14 protein-coding genes are annotated in these 20,880 nt (G+C 58.2%); 12 read left to right on the top strand and 2 right to left on the bottom strand.

Annotated elements, in window-relative coordinates; translation table 11 throughout:
* Window positions 1-13: 13 nt before the first annotated feature.
* Both IPM61_15040 and IPM61_15035 read left to right on the top strand, forming a co-directional pair.
* Window positions 14-1,312, top strand: a complete 1,299-nt coding sequence (locus IPM61_15040; protein MBK8912625.1) for an RsmB/NOP family class I SAM-dependent RNA methyltransferase — start codon at window positions 14-16, stop codon at window positions 1,310-1,312.
* Window positions 1,313-1,450: 138 nt separating this feature from the next.
* On the top strand, window positions 1,451-2,071 hold the full coding sequence (locus tag IPM61_15035) for a hypothetical protein (protein ID MBK8912624.1): 621 nt from the start codon (window positions 1,451-1,453) through the stop codon (window positions 2,069-2,071).
* Between the two features lie 155 nt (window positions 2,072-2,226).
* Here the strand turns inward: IPM61_15035 and IPM61_15030 are convergent, their stop codons facing one another.
* The gene (locus tag IPM61_15030; GenBank protein MBK8912623.1) at window positions 2,227-3,186 is read right to left on the bottom strand and encodes an OmpA family protein; all 960 of its coding nucleotides are present in this window, start codon (window positions 3,184-3,186) and stop codon (window positions 2,227-2,229) included.
* 1,416 nt (window positions 3,187-4,602) lie between these two features.
* Window positions 4,603-5,379: a hypothetical protein gene (locus IPM61_15025; GenBank protein MBK8912622.1), complete on the bottom strand. Its 777-nt coding sequence runs from the start codon at window positions 5,377-5,379 to the stop codon at window positions 4,603-4,605.
* Between the two features lie 80 nt (window positions 5,380-5,459).
* Between IPM61_15025 and IPM61_15020 the strand changes: the two genes are divergently transcribed.
* From IPM61_15020 to IPM61_14975, 10 genes are all read left to right on the top strand, one after another.
* The gene (locus IPM61_15020; GenBank protein ID MBK8912621.1) at window positions 5,460-5,621 is read left to right on the top strand and encodes a hypothetical protein; all 162 of its coding nucleotides are present in this window, start codon (window positions 5,460-5,462) and stop codon (window positions 5,619-5,621) included.
* 168 nt (window positions 5,622-5,789) lie between these two features.
* A complete protein-coding gene (locus tag IPM61_15015; GenBank protein ID MBK8912620.1) occupies window positions 5,790-6,320 on the top strand; it encodes a hypothetical protein in 531 nt (176 codons plus the stop codon).
* A 77-nt stretch (window positions 6,321-6,397) separates the two neighbouring features.
* The gene (locus tag IPM61_15010) at window positions 6,398-7,819 is read left to right on the top strand and encodes an FAD-dependent thymidylate synthase (protein ID MBK8912619.1); all 1,422 of its coding nucleotides are present in this window, start codon (window positions 6,398-6,400) and stop codon (window positions 7,817-7,819) included.
* On the top strand, window positions 7,756-9,531 hold the full coding sequence (locus IPM61_15005) for a lamin tail domain-containing protein (protein ID MBK8912618.1): 1,776 nt from the start codon (window positions 7,756-7,758) through the stop codon (window positions 9,529-9,531). The genes IPM61_15010 and IPM61_15005 overlap by 64 nt, the downstream gene beginning before the upstream one ends.
* 103 nt (window positions 9,532-9,634) lie before the next feature.
* Window positions 9,635-11,746 (top strand): tetratricopeptide repeat protein, encoded by a 2,112-nt coding sequence (locus IPM61_15000; protein MBK8912617.1) that lies wholly within the window; start codon window positions 9,635-9,637, stop codon window positions 11,744-11,746.
* Between the two features lie 107 nt (window positions 11,747-11,853).
* Window positions 11,854-12,642 (top strand): dihydroorotate dehydrogenase electron transfer subunit, encoded by a 789-nt coding sequence (locus tag IPM61_14995; GenBank protein ID MBK8912616.1) that lies wholly within the window; start codon window positions 11,854-11,856, stop codon window positions 12,640-12,642.
* A gap of 8 nt (window positions 12,643-12,650) precedes the next feature.
* The gene (locus IPM61_14990) at window positions 12,651-13,595 is read left to right on the top strand and encodes a dihydroorotate dehydrogenase (protein MBK8912615.1); all 945 of its coding nucleotides are present in this window, start codon (window positions 12,651-12,653) and stop codon (window positions 13,593-13,595) included.
* A gap of 456 nt (window positions 13,596-14,051) precedes the next feature.
* On the top strand, window positions 14,052-16,403 hold the full coding sequence (locus tag IPM61_14985; GenBank protein MBK8912614.1) for a UvrD-helicase domain-containing protein: 2,352 nt from the start codon (window positions 14,052-14,054) through the stop codon (window positions 16,401-16,403).
* A 553-nt stretch (window positions 16,404-16,956) separates the two neighbouring features.
* Window positions 16,957-18,831 carry a hypothetical protein gene (locus tag IPM61_14980; protein MBK8912613.1) on the top strand — a complete coding sequence of 625 codons (1,875 nt, stop codon included), beginning with the start codon at window positions 16,957-16,959 and terminating at the stop codon, window positions 18,829-18,831.
* Window positions 18,832-18,880: 49 nt separating this feature from the next.
* Window positions 18,881-20,761 carry a hypothetical protein gene (locus tag IPM61_14975; GenBank protein ID MBK8912612.1) on the top strand — a complete coding sequence of 627 codons (1,881 nt, stop codon included), beginning with the start codon at window positions 18,881-18,883 and terminating at the stop codon, window positions 20,759-20,761.
* Window positions 20,762-20,880 lie beyond the last annotated feature (119 nt).

Raw genomic sequence — 20,880 nt, 5'->3', positions numbered from 1 at the left:
AATCCTTCTTGCCATGTCCCCAGTTTCCCTGATTGGCCATTGCCGCGAGTTGTTGGAGTCCGTTCTTTCCACCCCGCGCCGCCCTGCCGATAAAACCATCAGCCAATTCTTCCGCGACCGCCGCTACTTGGGTGCGCGGGACCGCGGATTCATCTCCGACGTAGTCTATTCCACGCTCCGTGGGGTGCTGCGGGTGCGGGCGTTGTGCGCCGGGGTGCTGGAGCGGAAATCGCCGGACCGCGAGGCGCGAATCCAACTTGCGGCGGCGTTGCTCGGGAACCCAAGCCACCAACTTTCCATTGCCGACATCCGCGACGGCGCACGGCTGACGAACGAGCAGGTGGCGGAAATTCAGCAGAGCATGGAAACGGCCACCGCGAAGATTGGCGCGATGGAGGAGCCAGAACGTTCGGCAGTGGAGTTTGGTTTGCCGGAGTGGTTCGCATTCAGGATGCTGCAACAGTTCGGCCAGGAAGGGGGGCGCAAGGTGATGGAATCGCTGAACCAACAGGCACCGATTACGCTGCGGTGCAACCGCTTGAAAGGGGAGCGCGATGCGTTGCGCCAGCTGCTTGCCAAGCAGGGGATCCCTTCCACCCCGGGCATGTATTCCCCCGACGCGTTGCTGCTGGAACGGCGGATGAACGCGAACGCGATACCGGAATTCAAAGAGGGATGGTTCGAGCTGCAAGACGAGGGGAGCCAGATGCTTTCGGTGCTGCTGGATCCGCGCCCGAACTGGCAGGTGTTCGATGCCTGCGCCGGGGCGGGGGGGAAGACGCTTCACCTTGCAGCAATTATGAAAGGCCGCGGCACGGTGGTTGCCCACGACGTAAACAACCGACGATTGGAGGAGATACGCCCGCGGCTTCGCCGAAACAACGCGCAGAACGTGCGGGTGATGGAACACCGTGCATTCCTGTTCCGGCGCGAGGAGCTTCGCGGCACCTTCAACGCCGTGGTGATTGACGCGCCATGCAGCGGAACCGGAACGCTGCGCCGCAACCCGGGGGCGCGGTTGATGTTGGAGGAAAGCATGGTGGAACGGGTGGCGCAACTGCAAGCCGAAATCCTTGATGAGTACAGCGAGCTTGTTGCCCCGAACGGCCTGCTGATGTACGCCACCTGCTCGCTGCTTCGCGAAGAAAACCAGGCACAGGTGGAGGAGTTTCTGCGGCGGCGGAATGGCTGGGAGCTTCAAGCCATCAACGCGCCGCAGGGGATGCTGGATTCCGATGGATATTTCTGCGTGATTCCCGACCGCCACGGAACCGATGGATTCTTTGCGGCGGTGCTGAAACGGGTGCGGTAAATTTTTTTTCGATCCCTGAATTTTTTTTGGGAACCAAGCCAATGCTGCCGTCACTAAGCCGCCAGTTGGCCAACATTTGCACACAGTTCCCGAAACCAGAAAACATCAACAACAGAAAATACAGGGAGAGAGACCACAATGAAGACCAGAATCCTCGCACTCGCCGCACTGTGCCTGACCTTAACCGCCGGAATCGTGGGCTGTTCGGATCCCGCCGAACCAAGCGATGCCACTGATGATCTCTACATGGTGTACAGTGCTGATGAAGCAGACCTGACCGATTTCTCCGAAGTTCCCACCCCCGATGCCGTGCTTGCCGGAACAGCATTTTCAAAACCAGAAGCCGGTGGCCCACGTGAGTTCGGGCGGCTGATCCCACGCGCTTGGCATCACATCGTCAAGAAATTGGACCTGACCGATGAGCAAAAAGAAGCGATTAAGCACTGCTTCCAAGCCTACCGCGAATGCGCCCAAGCCGACCGCGAAACCTACCGCGCCGCACGCACCGCACGCTTCATGGCCTTGAAGGAAGCTATCGCGCCAATCAAAGCCGCGTACGACTCGGGAAGCATCACCAAAGAAGAAGCCAAAGCACACATTGAGCCGCTCCTTGCCGACTACCGCGAAGATGTGAAGGCCTTGAACGAAATTCTCCGGAACCAACTGATTGAATGCCTTGCCGCGCTTCGCGAATGCGTTGGCAGCAATCTTACGCCGGAGCAATTAGCGATTTGGATGGAGTTGACCAGCGAAGGGTAATCAACGAATAGAGAGAGAAAAAACGAGAGAGAGAGAACAGAGAGAGCCGAAGGAGCGATCAAACAAAACGGTGTCCATCATGCAAGTGGTGGACACCGTTTGTTGTTTCTGCGCGGGTGAGTGGGTGAGTGATGTGAGTCGGCGCGGGGGCGTATCTATCCACCCCTTTTTTCCCTTCGCGTCTGCTCCACCACGACGGTCACTCCTCGGGATAAAATTCGCCCTTCGGGAAGTTGGTTGGGGAATCGTGAGGTTTCGGCACCGGCACCGATTGTGGTGATGGTCGCGCTGCCGATGCCGCGCTGGCTCAGGAATTGGCGAAGCAGCCCGGCAACATAGTCGGCCCGCTCGCGGGAGAGCTGCTGGTTTGCACGGTCGTCGCCGATGCGGTCCGTGTAGCCGGTGATGGTGATTGCCGCGCCGGGGCGGATGCGGTCGGAAAGCTCGCGCAGCAATCGCTCATGTTCGCTGTTCCCCTGGGCCAAGCGGTAGTCGAACCCAACAAGCGTTTGGGTGATCCGTTCCGCTTTACCACTGCGAACGTTGTCGGTTTCTATCACCGTGGTGTCGCGCCGCATCTTCAGCGCGATGGTGTCGCTTGCGGTGGCGGTTTGCCCCGCCGAATCCACCACTGTAAGCAGCGCGGTGATGTCCCCCAGGGTGCTGTCAATCCGCTGATCCTGGATCTGCCACGCAAAATCTTTGCTGATGCCCGCCGTGCTGTCGTCGCTGCTGAAGCTGGCAATGGTGGCCCCGGCTTGCATCACTTCCACCCGCCAGCCAAGCACTCCCGCCTCCGCCTTCCACGTTGGCGAAAGGCTGATGCGTGGCGGGTTGAAATCCCGCACCAACTGTTCGGTGGTCAGCGATGCCGTCAGCATGGGGCTGGCCGAAGCCGCCGTCACTTTCCGGAGTTCGGCCTGCTGGTCGCTTGCCGCGTTGGCGGACGATGCGGGCGCGGCGGCTGTCTTCACCTCAATCCTGCGCAAGGGGATGCCCCAAACTGAGGTCAGATATTCTCGAATTTTTTTCCCCCGTTCCTGGCCAATGTCTGCGGTTCCGCCGGGGGGAATCATGCCAACCAACGCAAGCTGAGATGTTGGGTCGTTTCTCATCCGAAGCCCTATCAGGTTCAGCCCTTGCTGGTGCAGCTCCAGCGCGCCCTTGCTGGTCAGCGAGTAAATCGTGAAGGTGTCGGCTTCGGACTTTGATAGCTGCTGGTATCGGCTTGGGAGCGCGGTTTCTGCCGAGTCAAAAAAAAGGGCAGCAAGGAAGGGCGTTGTGGTTCGCTGGATCACCTCGCGCACGTTAATCCAAGCCTGCGGCGATGGCCTTCCAGCTTCGTCCATTCCCGAAATGGTGATGGCCGCTTGCAATGCCGGCGGTGGGGTGGGCGTTGGCGGCAGGGTGTCGGGCGGTTGCGGCGCGGGGACGCTGGGGGTGTCGGCGGCTGGAGCGGGGCTAAGATCAAACAGCAGTGCCAACCCTGCCGATCCGCTGATGCCGTACCACCCCATCTCCTGGACCCCTGATAGCAACTCGGCACGGGCGGCAAGTTCGGGCTGAAGCCGCATCCGCCGGGCAAAGGGGATATCGGCAGCCACACGAACCACCGGCCCGAACCCGAACGCGTTGGGGGTAAGCTGCTGGCCTTGTGCCATGCTCCGTTGCCGCTCGCCATTGCTGAAACTCCGGTCGGCTGGGGCAATGATGTTGTCGGTCTGCCGGAAAGTTCCGCCCAAGCGGTAGCTGAACGCAGGACCAGCCGAAAGAAGCAATCCACGCATTGGCTGATAATCGGCAAGAAGATCAATCGCCAGCCGTGTGGCGGTTGCCGTCACGCGGTACTCACGCTCAAGCTCAATAACCTGCTGCGCCACCGTGTCGAACAGGCGTTGGTCCTCCAACGGCGGGGTGGAGTAGATCGCTTCGGTGCGGGACCAGCTTCCGCGTGCGGTGATGGAGAAGGGGGCGGCAGTGTCGCGGCGGTAGGATGCTGCAATGCCGAACATCACCGAACTCAGCGTTGCACCGTTGAACACCCCGCACCCGGGCGACCCTGCAAACACCTGGAACTCCCCGGTCTGCGCGCCAATCGAATAGGAACCGAAGGGGCCAAGCAGGAAGGTGGGATGGTGGTTAGCCGTGTCGGGCCGGTTCTGCGCCAGCAGCAACGGGGATGCCACACCTCCCAACGCCACAACTGCAAGTGCCACAATGGCAGCCACCAGCCGCCGTGGGCCGTGGAGTTTTGGGGAACGGGAGCGCGCAGGAGAAGCGGAAGCGATCACGGTTGCTGAAGGCACGGGAAGAACGAAGATTTCGCGAAGATACAGTTTCCCCCTGCTTGCCACAGCAGAAACATTGCCACAATGGCAGGACAACAAACAAAAGGGGTGGCAAAATCTTGCCACCCCTTTCAACAGGTGCGTGTGTGATTCCTTTTATCCAATCATCGGCATCGTTGCTGTGGGTTGTTCATCGGTTCTGTTCCACACGCTTGTTCTTCTTCCGGCTCTCTTCCTGTTGGATTAGCCGTTGCTTCCGGTGCTGCCGTCGCCATTCCCTCCCACAAGTCTGTGCCACTCTTCCAACTGCTCCTCTGTCAGGTGCGACTTGATGCACTCCTCCAACGCTTGGCGGCATTCGCGAACGGCGGCGGTGTAGGCCTCGTTCAATCCGTTCATGTCGGCGCGGAATTGTTCGCGGAGGGCTTTCAATTGCTGGCGTGCTTCTTCTGGTGTCAGTGTGCCATCGGCCACTTGTTGCTTCAGTTCGGCAACGGCTGCGCGGGCTTCGGCAATAAGGTCGGCGCGGGCTTGGCGGTAGCGTGTGGTTGCTGCGTCGAAGCATTCTTTGAATGCCGTGAAGCAATCGCGAATCAACTGGGCTTGGTCATCGGTCAGATCAAGCTGCGAAAGGATCCGTTGGTAGTAGTGGACGATGTGGCCATACCGGCGTTCCCCTGGGTTTGGCCGATCGTGGCGGACGCTGTCGCGGTGATGTTTGCCGGTGTCGTGCCGGTCTTTTAGCGTGTCGCGCCCGCCGTGGCCGCGCCCGTCGTGGCCGCGTCCGCCGCCGGCGGGATCGTCCGGACCAACAAGGTTGATGGGGGTGTCGTCGCTGGTGATGTCAATCGCCTCAACTTCTTGCATTGCTGCAAGGAAGTCACTGCTTTCCGAATGGAGTTTCAGAACCGACTCACTGGTTGAATCGGTTGGTTCGGTAGTGGCCGAGTCGTTGCAACTGACCAAGCCGATGGTGAGAGCAACCGCCCCCACAAACGAGAGGATATGTGTACGAGCCATTGGCAATCCTGTGAAATGGTGGCCGGTGTTCTGGTTGCTTGCGGGCCTTCCCGTGCGCAGCAGTACCGACCGGTTTTGTTATGCTGGTTGAAGATAGCTGGCGGGCAATGGCGGCGCGAAGCTCCTGTCAGGAAGGTGGTACCCGCTTGCGCCGTGCGGTGCCGCATCTGCTACTCACAATTCTTGATCCAGCAATCAGCGCGGTGGTAACGGGGGGGCAGGGGATGGGGGTGGCAGGGTGATGGAGTAACGATAGGGCGATGCCAACCGAGCAGCCACGAAGCCGCCGCACGAGGTGGTTACAGAAAAATTTGCTGTATCAACCCTTTGGCCAGTTGTTTGCTTCCCCGCGAACTTCCTACTTTGGCGGTGGAAATCAACAACTCATCAACGAACAAATGCTCAAAACCATGACCATTGTACGCGCAGCGGTGCTTGCAGCGTTGTTTCTGTTCACTTGCCACTCCGGTTTGTTGGCGCAGTCGGACACTGCCATGCCGGTAAGCCAGACCGTGGGAGCCTCTGGCAGCACTGCCAAGTATGGAATCGGTGGAAACATCGGGTTGCTTTCCGGAGCGGGGCTTTCGGGGCAGATCTACCTGATGCCGAAGCTCTCAATCCAACCCACCTTTTTTGTGATCACCCTGGGTGATTATTTCCATTTCAACATGGGGGCCGAGGCGCAGTATCATTTCAGCCGCAGCGACGGCGGCGGCGTGTACGGGCTTGTTGGCGCGGGATACTATCACTCCACCACTACCGACACCACAAAGCCCGGAAATCGCGTGGCCAATCCGTTCCGTTTTGGGCTTGGGCTTGGGTATGAATGGTTCGTTTCGCGGAGCTTTGCTTTCTCCATTGCTGGGGCCATTCATTACTTCCCATACACCTCCCAATTCTTGCCGTTGCCGGAGTTCGGGATGTACTATTACTTCAACTAATTCGGCCACGATGGCCTTGCCAGCAAGGCAGGGAAGAAGCATCAACCAACGTACCCACAACCATCAATCGTTTTTAGATGACCGTAACCCAAGTTGCAATTCGCCCAACCGAAGCATCGAACGCCGCTGGCCGCCCGGCACTAACGCCCGAGCTGCTTGCGGCAAGCGGGGCGCGCTACTCCCGCAGCAACGATGGCCTGCAGGCGATCCTTGCAAAAATTGACCCAAACAACCTGGATAAGTCGGTTGATAGCATCTTCAAGATGATAGATTACGGCCACCAATCCATTGCCGATATGGCCCCGGTGGCGATGTTCATTGACGGCGTTTCGATGCACCTGGCCTACTACGTCTGGACCCTTGTCCCGACGGCGGGGGGGCAGGAATCAAGCACGCGCTACATCCGGCTGGCGGCCGACGCGCTTCCGCCGGCGGCGAAGTTCGGCATTGCCGATGCCCACGCGGCGGAGTGGCAAGGCCTGATGGAACGGAGCTTCCAGGCCTACACCGAGGCGTTGGAAATCTGGGAATCGGTTGCTTCGGCCAATCCCTCCGTCACCCGAATCCCACGCGCCCTTCTTGATGACCCCTCCCCAAAAGCGCAGAAAACTGTGGCGCGAATGCGGCGGAACTACGCCTTCGACCGCGCCAGATATTTCCTTCCGGTGGCGGCGGAAACCAACATGATGCTGATACTTTCGGCGCGTGGCTGGGTGACGCTTTGCCAATCGCTTCTGTCGCACCCGTTGCCGGAGGCGGTTGAGCTGGGGGAGATGATCCGGGCCGAGCTTGAGATTGCCGCGCCGCGGATGCTTCGCCATGCAACCCCAAAGCCATCGTTTGCGCAGGGGATTCGGCGGGAGTTCCAGCAACTGCAGCACGCAGCCGCAGCGAACCCACCCCGTTGTTTGGCGGACGATGCCCAGCAGGTGGACCACCCCGCCACCGCGCATCTTTCGCTGATGGTTCCCCCGGGCGTGGAGGAAGCGATGTTGGCCCAGGACCTTGAGGGGCATGATAACCGCTACTCCTACATCGGCGAGCGATTGCGGCGGATTGCCGTGCGGTTCGCTTGGGATGCGGTGGCAATGGCGGAAATTCGTGATCTTAATCGCCACCGCACCGGCACAAAGTTCATCCCGCTTCGCCCCGTTGGGTTTTACGCCGCGCTGGACCAGTGGCCCGCTGAGGTTGGGGAGGTGGAGGCGTTCCGGCGATTGCAGCAGCTATCAGTGGTTGGAAAGCAGGCCGCGTGGAAAGCGCACCAACTGATTCTGGCAGGGGAGCAGAGCCATCCATACTGGACGCTGTTGGGGACGCAATATCCGTTCGAGCACACCACCACTGCCGACAAGTTTATCTACGAAGCCGAGCTTCGGACCGGAACCGGGGCGCATTACCGATATGCACGCCATCTTCACGAGGCATTAGAACTATGGTATCAACACTATCCCGCAACAAAGGACCTGATCTTGGAAGGGAGTGCCGAACCCGAGTAAGTTCCAGGGGATTGCGCTGGTCGGCGGCCTGCCGTTGCGCCACCCTTGTTCTGCTTGGCGCGGTGGTTCTTTCCCCGAAGGCGTTTGCCCAGGTGGCGATTACCGAAGTGATGTACGCCCCGAACGCGCCCGAGCCAGAATGGATAGAGCTGTACAACCCGGGGTCAGCCGCAGTGGACCTGACCGACTGGACCCTGCACGACGCGACCGCTGCACGCCCCCGGTTCCCATCGTTCTTGCTTGCGGGTGGCGGCTTCGTGGTGGTGACAAAGGATAGTTCGGCACTGCGAACTGCGCGCCCGGGGAGTTATCCGATCCTTCAAATCTCCCTTCCGGCTTTCAACAACGATGGCGATGAGGTGATCCTGCGGGACACAAGCGGGGCGGCGATAGATTCCCTCCATTACCTCAGCACATGGGGCGGCGGACAGGGGCGTTCGTTGGAACGGAAGGATGCCAGCAGCCCAGCCACCAGCGCGGCTTCGTGGGAAAGCGCGACCGAGGTGGCGGGGGCAACCCCTGGCCGGAAAAACTCCATCTCCCTGCCGGACCTTAATCTCTCCGTCGTCTCCGCACGATTCGATCCGGCGACGGCAGCGGTGGTTGCCCAGATTGCCAACAGCGGAAGGGGAACGGTATCGGCGGGGGAGGCCCGGCTGCTCTACTTGGGGCAAGGCACGCCACCCGAGGAACTTGCCAGGCAATCGTTGGGAACGATGAATGCCGGAGCCAGCCAGACGCTGACCTTGCAATGGACCCGAACCCTAACCGAGCAAGGGGAGACGGGAGCGGTGGAGGTGGCGCTTCCCGGCGATGAGCGAAGCAGCGACAACGTGCAGCTGTTCATTGCCCGCCTTGCTCCGTTGGATACCGGGCTACAGATCACCGAGGTGATGAACGACCCGCTGACCATTGACGGAACCACAACGGCGGAATATGTTGAGCTGTTCAACCCGCTGGACCGGCCCGTTTCCGTGGCCAACTGGAAGCTGTTCGATGCCACCGCAAAAGCGGTCGCGACCCTTCCCAGCACGGCTCCCGACGTTGCGCCGCACCGCTATTTGGTGATTGCTTCCGACACAACCATCTACCACGCATTCCCATTCTTGAGGGACTCCAGCAACGTGGTGGTAATCGGCAAACAGAGTTTCGGCCTGAACCTTGATGCCGACCAAGTGGTGGTTCGGAACGCTGGCGGCGCAACCGTGGACAGCATTTTTTACTGGAGCGATTGGTGGGGTCCGGATGTGCAAGGGACCCGCGGAATTTCGCTGGAGCGGATATCCGTCACCGGACCATCAACGGCAAAAAGCAATTGGGGGGGATCGGTGAATCGGGATGGGGGGACCCCGGGGCGTGAGAATTCGCGCGCAATTCCGGTGGAGGTTTCCACGGCCACCTTGACGGCGTTCCCGGCGACAATCTCCCCCGACGGCGATGGCCGGGATGATTTCACGCGGATATCGTTCCGGCTTCCGGTGGCAACTGCGCGCATCGTTCTGCAGGTATATGACCGTGCAGGGCGGCCAATGGTGCGGATTGCCAACAACGAGACTTCCCCACCCAATGGTGAGATCACGTGGGACGGCTACGGCCAGGACCGGCTGCCGCTTCCCTTTGGGGTGTATGTGGTTCGCCTTGATGCGTACAACGCTTCCGGCGGAACCACGGCCACGGCGCAAACCACAGTGGTTGTTGCGAAAAAATTGTGATCCCGTCACTTCCGCAGCCAGCCGCGCCGTGCTGGAACCGCGCCGGCACCATGCCAGCAAAACTCACTTGACGGCGGCATTCTGGTTCGATAACTTGGCATCTATGAAATCAATTCGCGCTTTGACGCTTTGGGCAGTGGCCGTGGGGCTTGGTGGCGTTCTTGCTGCTTGCCAGCCATTCCGCAACTTCACCACCTACTATAACCTGTTCTACAACATGGAACGGATTATGGGAGAGGTGGAGGATGAGCTGCTGTATATCCGCGAGCAGAAGACCCCCGAGCCTTCCTACGTTATTCCATACGACGACCAATCCCTTACTGGGCTGCGGGTGTTCAACCACCTGGACCGCCGGACGATGACCCCCGAGGAGACCCGCGCCAATAAAATCAAGCTGGACTCCATCCTGCTGAAGGGGAGCAAGCTGCTGGTGCGGAGTGCCAAAAGCGATTACGTCCCCGATGCCATTTACTACATCGGCAAGGCGTATTTCTACGAGCGGGATTGGTACCTGTCGCAGAAAAAATGCGAGGAGCTTATCAACAACTATCCCCAAAGCGATTGGTACCCCGACGCACATTTGCTGCTGGCAATGAACCAGATGCAGCAGGGGAATTTGGAGGCTGCCGAGCCAACCATCAGCAAGTGCATTGACGTTGCCTGGGGGCGGAAACGCGCCGATGTTTTGTCCGAAGCCTTCCGGCTGAACGCGGATCTGTACGTCGGGACCGGGGATTTCCAGAAGGCCCTGAAGCCGTACCAACGGGCAATGCTCCTTTCCACCGATGGCGAAGAACTTGCGCGGTGGCAGTACGAGATGGGCTTACTGCATTTCCGCAATGCCAACTTTGAGCAGGCGTTGATTGAGTTCGGCAAGGTGGATGACTATTCCCCCGATCTTCTCACCGAGTTCCAAACCGGGCTGCAACGCGCCGTCACGCTTCGGACGCTTGGCCGCTACGAGGAAGCCAAACAGCAGCTTGATGAATTGAACGATGATGACAACTACGAACCGTGGCTTGCCCTTGTGCAGCTGGAACGGCTGAACCTTGCCGCCGACCAACCTGGCGGGGAAGAACTGAGCGACAGCACTATCAAGGTGATTGACTCGCTGGCAAAAGGGAAAAACTTTGCCACCTACGGGATTTACGAACGGGGAATGCGGGCATTCCGCGCCGGGGATTACAAGGAAGCGCACACAAACTTTGTGCGGGTGCAATCGGTGAAGGCTCCGTTCCAACGGCGTGCGCAGCGGTACGCGCAGATACTGGGCGATTACGTGGAAAGCAACAATAAGCTGATGAAGTTTATGATGCGCCCGCCCGACAATTTCAGCGAGCGGGATCGCGCCATTGCTGCCGATGCTTACTACACCGTTGCCCGCGTTTTCTCCGCGCTGAACAAGCCCGACTCCATCGAATATTTCTACAATAAATCAAGCGAGTGGGCGCCCGATGGAAGCATCGAGGCCGCGCGCGCCATGTACGCCCGCTCGATGGTTGGCCGCAGCAAGGGGCGCACCGCCTTCAGCGATTCCTTGCTGCAGGTGCTGGCAAGCAATTACGCCACCACCGAGTACGGAACCGATGCCCGCACGCGGCTTGGCTACACCGACTACTCCCGCCAGGACACCGCCCGCGACATCTACGCTTCCGGCGTTAGCAACATGAAAGTGGGGGATAACGGGAAGGCACTGATGCAGTTCGAGCGGGTGATCCACCAGTTCCCAACCTCGGAGTACGCGCCGCGGGCCTACTACGGCATTGGGTTGATCTACGAAACAAAGCTCTTCAATCTGGACAGCGCGTTGGCGTACTATGCCAAGATCATGGAGCTTTATCCCGGGACCGAGCAAGCAATCGCGGTGAAGCCGATGGTGGAGGCCGCATTGATGCAACGGAGCCGCCCCGCAGGCACGCCACAGGAGGAAGGGAGCGCCCCCCCCGATGGCGGGCTGATTCCGCTAAATCAAGAATCCGCCGCACCGGCTTCCGTCCCTGAATCCACAACCAACGAAGTGGCCGCCCCGGTGGATCCCAACAACCCGGCGTTGGTGGACCCCAATAATCCGCGCAGCTTGCAGCTTCCCCCAAACGGCATGATTCCTCCGTCCGATATGCGGGCAAGATTCCCAACGAAGGTGCGCGAAATTCGTAACCCAATGGACATTGCGCCCCCGCAAGATTCCACACAAAAGCCAGAGAAGAAACCGTAAACAAAACAACCAGAAGGGCGCGCCGCCGCCACGCTGGCGGCTTCGACAATTTGTCGCTAAGGCTTCGGTGTGGTGGGAGGGGTGCCTTTTGTAGTTTTGCCCACGCCATGTACCAACAGCACGTCCCAATCACACGCTCGCAGCAGGTTGCCCAGAACGTTTATGTTCTTGAGTTCCAATCGGAAGCGATCGCTGCCCAGGCGATTCCCGGGCAGTTCCTCAACATCCGTCCAAGCCGTTTTAATGATCCTTTCCTCCGCCGTGCCTACAGCATCCATCGGGTGATGGGCGACCGGTTGGAGATTATCTACAACGTTGTGGGGAAAGGCTCGGCACTGTTTGCCGAAGCGAAGGTGGGGGAGATGATGGATATTCTGGGACCCCTTGGAACCCCGTTCCATCTGGAAGGTGAGTATTCCCGTGCGGTGCTGGTTTCCGGCGGCGTTGGCATTGCGCCGATGCCCTTCTTAAGCGATTGGCTGCTGAAGCAAGGGAAGCACGTGGTGAATATCTACGGCGCACGCACCGCCGCAATGATTGCCGCCGATGGCCGCCTTCATAACCCCCGCTACGCCACCGACGACGGCACGCTGGGCCACCACGGAAACGTTGTGGGGCTGCTGGAACGCTACCTTGCCGAGGAAGGAACCGAAGGGCTTCGCGCCTTTGCTTGCGGGCCGAACAAGATGCTGATGGCCCTGGGAGATTTCTGCCAGCTTCGCGGGCTTCCGCTGGAGGTGTCGTTGGAGTGCCAGATGGCGTGCGGGATCGGAATCTGCCAGGGGTGCCCGGTGGAGATGGCAACCGGGGACCGGAAGTACACGCTGGTTTGCACGCATGGCCCCAACTACAACTACAACGACATCCGGCTGGAGTCAATCCCAGCGGTTCATTGATCCAAGCGATGACAGAACTACAGATACGCAACGTTCGATTCAAGAACCCTGTGCTGACGGCCTCGGGAACGTTTGGATATGGGCTTGAGTGCCCCGATCTGTTCGACGTCGCGCAGCTTGGCGGGGTGGTCACCAAAAGCATCAGCCGCAAACCGCGCGACGGCAACCCCCCGCAGCGAATCGCCGAAACCTCCAGCGGTGGAATGCTGAACTCCATCGGCCTGGCAAACGTTGGGGTGGATGTTTTCCTGGACCAAAAACTCCCCGCACTGCTTCAGCGTGGCGCAACCGTGATCGTCAACATCGCCGCAAGCTCGGTGGAAGAATATTGCTACGTGCTGGAGCGTTGCGAATCGCACGAAGGGATTGCTGGCTACGAGATCAACGTCAGCTGCCCGAACGTGAAAGATGGCGGGCTAAGTTTTGGAACGAACTGCCCTGCGGTGGCGCAAATCACCCGCGAGCTTCGCCGCCGCACCGACCGATTTCTTGCCATGAAGCTGACCCCGAACGTCACCTCGATTGGTGAGTTTGCACGCGCCTGCGAGGCCGAAGGGGCCGATGCCGTCAGCTGCGTCAACACCTTCCTCGGGATGGATATTGACATCCGCACCCGCCGCCCAAAAATTGCGACGATTACCGGCGGCTACAGCGGCCCCGCAATCTTGCCGATGGCCCTGGCAAAGGTTCACGAAGTCCGCAAGGCAGTGAAAATTCCCATCATCGGAATCGGCGGAATTATGACCGCCGAGGATGCCCTCAAATTCTTGGTGGTGGGGGCATCGCTGGTCCAGCTTGGCACCGTCCTGTTTGTGGATCCAATGGCCGCAACCACTGTGGTGAAAGGGATTGAAGACTACATGACGGAGAACGGATTCAAGGCTATCAACGACCTTATCGGCTCGCTTGATGTCACCATGCAGCCAAGCCTTGTGGCTGCGGGGTGGAGCTGAGAGTAAGTCACCGAAGAGGAGCTAAGTCACCGAAGGCTAAAGACCTTCGGCTACCTTTGGCTTGCAGCCAAGCCTTGTGGCTGCGGGGTGGAGCTGAGAGTAAGTCACCGAAGAGGAGCTAAGTCACCGAAGGCTAAAGACCTTCGGCTACCTTTGGCTTGCAGCCAAGCCTTGTGGCTGCGGGGTGGAGCTGAGAGTAAGTCACCGAAGGCTAAAGACCTTCGGCTACCTTTGGCTTGCAGCCAAGCCTTGTGGCTGCGGGGTGGAGCTGAGAGTAAGTCACCGAAGAGGAGCTAAGTCACCGAAGGCTAAAGACCTTCGGCTACCTTTTATCAATCCCGACGGAGGTCGGGACGGCTACCTTTCCATTGTGACGCGTGTGTGGGGGGAAATCCTTGCGTGCCGAATGCCTTCCAGCAACCTACATCTTCCGTAACCCAATAACCGATTCCCAGCTTGGTCATTCGCCGCGTTGATCCGAACGAAACCCGCATTATCACCGTGGAGGAACGGAAGCCCGCCGTTCCCTTTGGCGATTTTTTGAAGCAGCTGAACACGGTTCAGCGCGAAGCCGTCACCAGCGTTGAGGGGCCCAGCTTGATTGTTGCCGGTGCCGGTTCGGGGAAGACCCGCGTGCTGACGTTCCGCGTGGCCTACTTGCTGTCGCAGGGGGTGAACGCGCGGAATATCCTGGCACTGACGTTCACCAACAAAGCGGCTGCCGAGATGAAGGAGCGGATTGGCACGTTGGTGGAGGAATCGCAAGCCCGCCCGCTTTGGATGGGGACCTTCCACTCCATTTTTAGCCGCATCCTTCGCCGCGAAGCCGAGCGGCTGAACTACACCAGCAGCTTCACCATCTACGACACCGACGACTCCGTCTCGGTGGTGCGCGCCGCAATGGCCGAGCACGGAATCTCCACCCAAGATTTCTCCCCGAAGATGTTCCTGTCGCGCATCTCCTCCGCCAAAAATTCCCTTGTCCGTCCGCAAGCATATCTGCGCAACGCGTTTGATTACATCGAGCAGAAAGTCGGGCCGGTGTATGAGTCGTACGAGGCCAAGTTGCGCGGAAGCAACGCCATGGACTTCGATGACCTGCTGGTGAAAACCATTGAGCTGTTCGAGCGTTACCCCGAGGTGTTGGCGCGGTATCAGGAGCAGTTCCAGTACATCCTGATTGATGAGTATCAGGACACCAACCGTGCGCAGTACGTGGTGGTGAAACTGCTGGCTGCGCGCCACGGCAACATCTGCGTGGTGGGGGACGATGCCCAGTCCATCTACCGCTTCCGGGGGGCCGACATCCGCAACATTTTGGATTTCGAGCGGGACTACCCGAACCACCGCATCTTCCGGCTGGAGCAGAACTACCGCTCCACCAAAAACATCCTGACCGCCGCCGACGATGTTATCAAGAACAACCGGAATCAAATCCGCAAAACCTTGTGGACCGAGAACGACATCGGCGAAAAACTGCGGGTGGTGACGCTGCGCGATGAGCGGGAAGAAGGGGAGGAGATTATGAAGCTGGTCCAGCGCGAAGCACGGCGCGGGCGGACCCTGAACGACATTGCGGTGCTGTACCGAACCAACTCCCAATCCCTTTCGATTGAGGACGCGTTGCGCCGCGCAAACATCCCGTACGGGCTTGTTGGCGGGGTGGCTTTTTACCGGCGGAAGGAGGTGAAGGACGCGCTTTCCTACATGCGCCTTCTGGTGAACGACCGCGACGACGAGGCGTTCCTTCGCGCAGTGAACACGCCGGCGCGTGGGGTTGGCGAGGTGACGATCAAGCGGCTGCGGAGCTTTGCGGCGGCCAAAGAACGCTCGATGATGGAGGTTGCCCGCAATCCCAAAGCGGTTCCCGATCTTACCCCACGGGTGGGGAACATCCTTTCCAAATTTGTTGAGCTGATTGATGCCCGCCGCAAGACCCTATCGGACATCCCGTTGGCCGAATCGGTGCGGATGCTGCTAAGCGAAAGCGGCTTGCTGCAAAGCTACCGCGACGAAGGCACGCCGGAAGCAATTGCCCGCTGGGACAACGTGCAGCGGATCCTGTCGCACATTGCCGAGTACATCGCCGACAATCCCGAAGCCACGCTCGATCAATACTTGCAAGACATCTCCCTGATGTCCGAAGCCGACAGCTACGACGCGCTTGCCGAGCGGGTGACGCTGATGACGATCCACTCGGCAAAGGGGCTGGAGTTCGGTGTGGTGGTGGTGGTGGGAATGGAAGAGGGGTTGTTCCCAATCGGCAACGCTGCGCAAAACCAGGATGAGTTGGAGGAGGAGCGGCGGCTATTCTATGTGGCCGTCACCCGAGCAAAGGAGCATTTGATTCTTACCAACTGCGAGCGGCGGTATCGGTTCGGCGAGTTAAGCTACCCAACCCCTTCGCGATTTCTGAACGAGATTCGGGCGGAGGTGTTGGAATTCAACGCCACCGCGCCATCGCGCCCAACCGTGTTGGGGGCATCATCGGGGAGCAGTGGGGGAAGCTATCCCCGGCAATCGCAGCAATCCCGCCCGCCGGTGGCCAAACCCGCCGAACGCCCGGCGCATCGGGAGTACGACCAAACTTTCCCCGAACAGAGTGGCGATGACCTGGATAGTGGCGATGATTTCTCGCAAATGCCGAAGGAGATTCGCGTGGGGAGCGTGGTGGTGCATCCGCAGTTTGGGCGGGGGAAAGTGATGCTGGTGGTGGGGAGCGGGGACCGCACAAAGCTGACGGTGCGGTTCGATTCGGTGGGGCAAAAACAGCTGATGTTGAAATTTTCTCACCTGCGGGTGCTGTAGCCTGTGACGCGGCGGCGTGGTGATTCGTTATGGATATGAAAGGCAGTAGGCACTGGCCTCTATTGGTTGAAATGGCTGATCAATCCCGGCCCGAAAGGGTCGGGATTGTTCGGTAAAAATCCCGCCAAGTCGTGGGAACATTCACACGGGGTTAAATTTTTCTTGTTTTGTGGGGTATGGTCAGCGTATTATCGCCCCATTCAACGGAAGAAAGGTGCTGAAAGTGTGAGTGATCGCCGCTGCAAGGGGCGGTGGATTACCAGCCTTTTTTATCTTTGCCATCCGTTGCTGCGCGTTCAGAGGTCGTTCTTTCCTACATCAACGCTTATGTCCTAACCGAACCGGCTGCACCCATTCCCGTTGAACATAACCAAAGCAATGCCGCGCAGCCGGCAACAGAGAGAAGGCATACAGCCGCGCCCACAAGAGAATGATCTTGGGTCACAGCGCACTCTGCATCTACATCTTCCCTAAGCAAAACCGTTACTCGTTGCACAACGCACGTACGCGCTGATCGTTCACTTTTCTTCCTCTCACAAAGGAATCATACGCTATGTCCAAAGGTGGTGCTGGTAAGGTCTATTTCGTACTCTACCTTGCCGTCATTCTTGAGCTTCTTATCATCTTCATCGAACGCGATGAGGCTGAAGAGAATCTTCGCAAGCAACAGCAAGAAGCTATCCAGATCGTCCAAACAATCCTTTCGCAGTTGCAAACTGGCAGCGGAGCCAGCGGCATCACTGTCAACCCAAAGGATCAGATTGTTCTGGATCCCGACAACGCCAAAAATGTTCGCAATTACGAAGCGAAAGTCTCGGTCGGTGATCCGAAGGCGGTGTTTGAGTATAACGGCAAAAAGGTCAAAGGGGATGATATTCCAAAGCTGGAGTACATCGTCTCGCACATCGCCGATGAAACAAAGCCGGAAGAAGAATTAGGGGCCGACACTGCTGACCTGCTTGGGGATCCAGGAACCGTCTTCTTCAAAGCCGAATTAGGCATGGATGTGGAGGGCTACACCACCCCACGGCAAACCTTCGGGGGAAGCATCCCAGCCCCGGGCGATGTCCCATACTTCACGCTGAACGAAACCCGAACCCAAGAAGAAATTGCCAAAGGGAACCGGGTGAAGGTGTTCAATATCAGCTTCCAACCCAACCAGGGGAAGGGGTGGTATCGCCTGCGGCTCTTCTCAAAAACCAACAAAATTGTCGGCATCACAAACCCGAATCCGGGTGACTACGACACCGTCCGAATCGGCACAGTGAAGCTGACGGTGAAGCAGCTGAAAAACGTCCGCAAGGCATTGACAAAGCAGAAAAGTGGAGCAGGCGAGGCTGTGAACCTGGACGATGTGTTGAGCCTTATTGATGACCTTCTCACCCCAGGAAAAACCGACAAGATGGGGGGGAATATCTCCTACAATTCGTTCAACGTTCTTGTAAAACAACCCCCGGCAGTAAAACCTTCGGATCCCGTTGCAAGCTGGGAGGTTGGCCGCGACACGGTGTACTGGTACGCTGGCGCGCCACTGCGATTGCGGGTGAAGTTAGGTCCAAAGGAGGGGTCACGCGATGTCCCATTGGCAACCCTAACCACCATTGATGAAACGAACAATCGTTTCGAGGCCGAGTTCACCGGGCTGCAAGAAGGGATGAACATCATTACGGCCCAAGCCAGAAACTCCGCCGGCCAAACGGCGGTTGACGAGCGGAAAGTAATTGTCCAACGCCCAGAGCTTAAAACGCCGCGCTATCGTGGATCGAAAGCGGTGGTGGGGAACAAATACAACCCCACCAGCGAGTGGAAAAGCACCGATATCCCACCAAGCGATTACCAAACGGTGGTGACCATGGATGGCCGCCAAGTCTTCGACCAGTCGGGGACGAACTTCAAACCGGCAGAGCTGCCGAACGAACTGATTGTTGGCGATGCTGTTCGGGACATCAAGACCATCGTCTATTGGAAGCCGGGTGGAACTGCCGACCGCAGCAAGTGGGTCCCATTGCTCAGCACCGATCCTGCGGTTGATGCACCGGTTAAGCCAGGAGCGGTCACCAAGGAGTACCCAGCTCCGGAGCAAGAGGGAATCGGCGACTTCACCTTTGTGCTGACACCAACCCGTTTTAACGAGACCTTCTCTCCGTTGATCTTCAAGCAGAAAACCGGGGCCGGTGCTGCCGATTTTAGCGACATTGATGATGCCGAACTCTCTTGCGAAGAGTGCGAAGCCTTTGGGGTTAGCGGGCGGCTTTCCAAGGTTGATGGCGTGAACTGGAGCCTGATTATTGACGTTGACAAGAAAAAAGTGAAGCCAACAATCAACGGCCATAAGTTCGAGTTTGCTGTGATCCTAAAAGGACGGAAAAAACCAAGTGCTGACGGCGCAGGGGTTGCCTTCGTGACCTTTACCATCGGGAAACGCTAACCTACCGTCATCGCGAAAAACATAACACAAGCATTAATAGATGAAGATTATGTCAATCCAAGTCGCTTGGTGGAAGAACATTGCTGCGATTGCCACAATCGCCCTAACTGCCCAAGCAGTGACGCAGCCGGTACACGCGCAGGATGAGAAGGAGCGGACACGCCTTGATCGTAAAATCGCGAACCTGATCCCTTCGCTTGATGATATCGTCTGGGCAAACGTTCGTATTTGGCAGGTACGGGACGAACTGCTAACCCGCATTAAAAAAGGCTTGGAATCCGAAGATGCTGCCGACCGAAAACGATTGGAGGATATCGGCGCAAACATTGCCCCCGAGCCTTTGGCCGATTTCCCCGCCACCGCGCTCTCCATTGCGCGGCGGCCAACGGTTCGGACCATTGACCAGTTCAGAAATGAGATAGCAAAACGCTACTCCATTGATAAGGAGGACGTGGACGAAACCGAAGCCGGAAACGCCTTCGGCATTGCCAACGGAATCATCGCTGCCGAAAAATCCCGGCCGGACGAATACTACATCGTCACTTCGCGGATTGAAGAAGGGGTGCAGCCCCGCATCATCGCCTTGCTTGGCATGAAGCGCGACATCGCCACCGCTTCGATCAACATCAAAATGGTGAAAGGTGGAAGCGAGGTCTATAACTGGCTAACGGCCAACCGCACCGACACCACCATCTATGCCGAGATGAAGCAGGCAGTGACGGAGCCAGGCTCGGCGTTGGTAAAGAACATGACCAACGAGATGCGCGATCTCTCCAAGCTAAATTTTACCAGCCGAACCAAAGCCCGCGCCAGCTACCTTGATGAAGGGAAATACCCATATATCTTAACCAGCATCACCGAAGGCCGCCCGCTCCGTGCCGAACCGAAAGAAACCGCGCCGGATGACTCCACCGGTGGTGAAGAAGATGGCGGCGGACTGTTTGGGGCCGGGGGTGATGATGGCGGATTGTTTGGTGAACCCACCGCCAATGAAAACAAAGTTGACGGCGCAAAAGTTGCCATTGCTGGGGAGTACCCGTACGAAGTAGGAGTGGGGAACGACGTGGTGGTGAGCTTCCGCAAGTTCAAGCTGGACGACGCGAAAAAAGTGATCCCCGAAACAGATTGGGGGGTGGAGCTTCGCAACAACCTTGATGAGCTGAACTACCCTTCGATTTGGGGCGGGCGCATGACCCTTAACGCCATGCTGGAGAATGTCAAGTTGGGGGTTGTGCTTCCCACGCTTCGCTTCGGCGAAACCGGCGACACCTCCTACGCCACCAGCGGCTTTGGCAACAACAACCAGAAAATACTTGGCGGGATTGGCGCGGCCTTCAGCGGCGATTTTGCCTTCCCGATCATGGACAACTCCGGGTTGTTCAACGTCTTTGCCACCTACACCTTCAGCGAGCAAGACCTTGATGACATCCGCCCACGAAAACTGATCCGCCAGGGGGGGATTTTTGTTGAAGACCCGAACAACCGTGGCGAGCGTGCGTGGCTTGTTCGCTATGCCGCCCAAACCTACTACAGCTTCGGGTTCTTCCTGGATGATAACGCGCAGTTCTTGTTCCGGCTGAAGTTGGGGGCAACCCTCTACGGCATGGATGAGTTCGCACGGCAGAACGACACCACCTCCATCATTAGCGAAAAAGAGGAGATGGTGTTTGCCAAAACCGAGGACGAGACAAAAGCCGGTGTCTCCGGGAAATTAGAGTTTATGCGGAGCGGAACCCGTATTCCGTTTGGGGCTAGTATCCAGTACTTCGACCAATCAATCTTGGGGAACATCTGGATTCAGTTCTTCCCATCGCAACGTTGGGACCTTAAGGTGGAAGGGAAACTTGCCGCAGCCGTTCTGCGCGATCCTTATCCCTGGGAGAACAAAACGATTTTTGCGCCATCGGTGACGGTGAAATATCACTTCTAACCAACGGCCATCCGAACCTTCTACAACGCACACGTTCCATTTATCAGCCATAGAATGCGAAAGCTGTTGAGACTTGCGGTCCCCGTGGGGGCTGCTCTGATCGCCGCAGGACTGTTGCT

The organism is Chlorobiota bacterium (assembly GCA_016710285.1).
GTDB lineage: Bacteria > Bacteroidota > Ignavibacteria > OLB7 > OLB7 > OLB7.
This window is presented reverse-complemented; position numbering and strand designations above follow the sequence as displayed.

Excerpts from the sequence above, each read along its gene's own strand:
- IPM61_15040 (MBK8912625.1), top strand. The coding sequence starts at position 14 with ATGTCCCCAGTTTCCCTGATTGGCCATTGCCGCGAGTTGTTGGAGTCC.
- IPM61_15035 (MBK8912624.1), top strand. The coding sequence starts at position 1,451 with ATGAAGACCAGAATCCTCGCACTCGCCGCACTGTGCCTGACCTTAACC.
- IPM61_15030 (MBK8912623.1), bottom strand. The coding sequence starts at position 3,186 with ATGAGAAACGACCCAACATCTCAGCTTGCGTTGGTTGGCATGATTCCC.
- IPM61_15025 (MBK8912622.1), bottom strand. The coding sequence starts at position 5,379 with ATGGCTCGTACACATATCCTCTCGTTTGTGGGGGCGGTTGCTCTCACC.
- IPM61_15020 (MBK8912621.1), top strand. The coding sequence starts at position 5,460 with ATGCTGGTTGAAGATAGCTGGCGGGCAATGGCGGCGCGAAGCTCCTGT.
- IPM61_15015 (MBK8912620.1), top strand. The coding sequence starts at position 5,790 with ATGACCATTGTACGCGCAGCGGTGCTTGCAGCGTTGTTTCTGTTCACT.
- IPM61_15010 (MBK8912619.1), top strand. The coding sequence starts at position 6,398 with ATGACCGTAACCCAAGTTGCAATTCGCCCAACCGAAGCATCGAACGCC.
- IPM61_15005 (MBK8912618.1), top strand. The coding sequence starts at position 7,756 with ATGGTATCAACACTATCCCGCAACAAAGGACCTGATCTTGGAAGGGAG.
- IPM61_15000 (MBK8912617.1), top strand. The coding sequence starts at position 9,635 with ATGAAATCAATTCGCGCTTTGACGCTTTGGGCAGTGGCCGTGGGGCTT.
- IPM61_14995 (MBK8912616.1), top strand. The coding sequence starts at position 11,854 with ATGTACCAACAGCACGTCCCAATCACACGCTCGCAGCAGGTTGCCCAG.
- IPM61_14990 (MBK8912615.1), top strand. The coding sequence starts at position 12,651 with ATGACAGAACTACAGATACGCAACGTTCGATTCAAGAACCCTGTGCTG.
- IPM61_14980 (MBK8912613.1), top strand. The coding sequence starts at position 16,957 with ATGTCCAAAGGTGGTGCTGGTAAGGTCTATTTCGTACTCTACCTTGCC.
- IPM61_14975 (MBK8912612.1), top strand. The coding sequence starts at position 18,881 with ATGTCAATCCAAGTCGCTTGGTGGAAGAACATTGCTGCGATTGCCACA.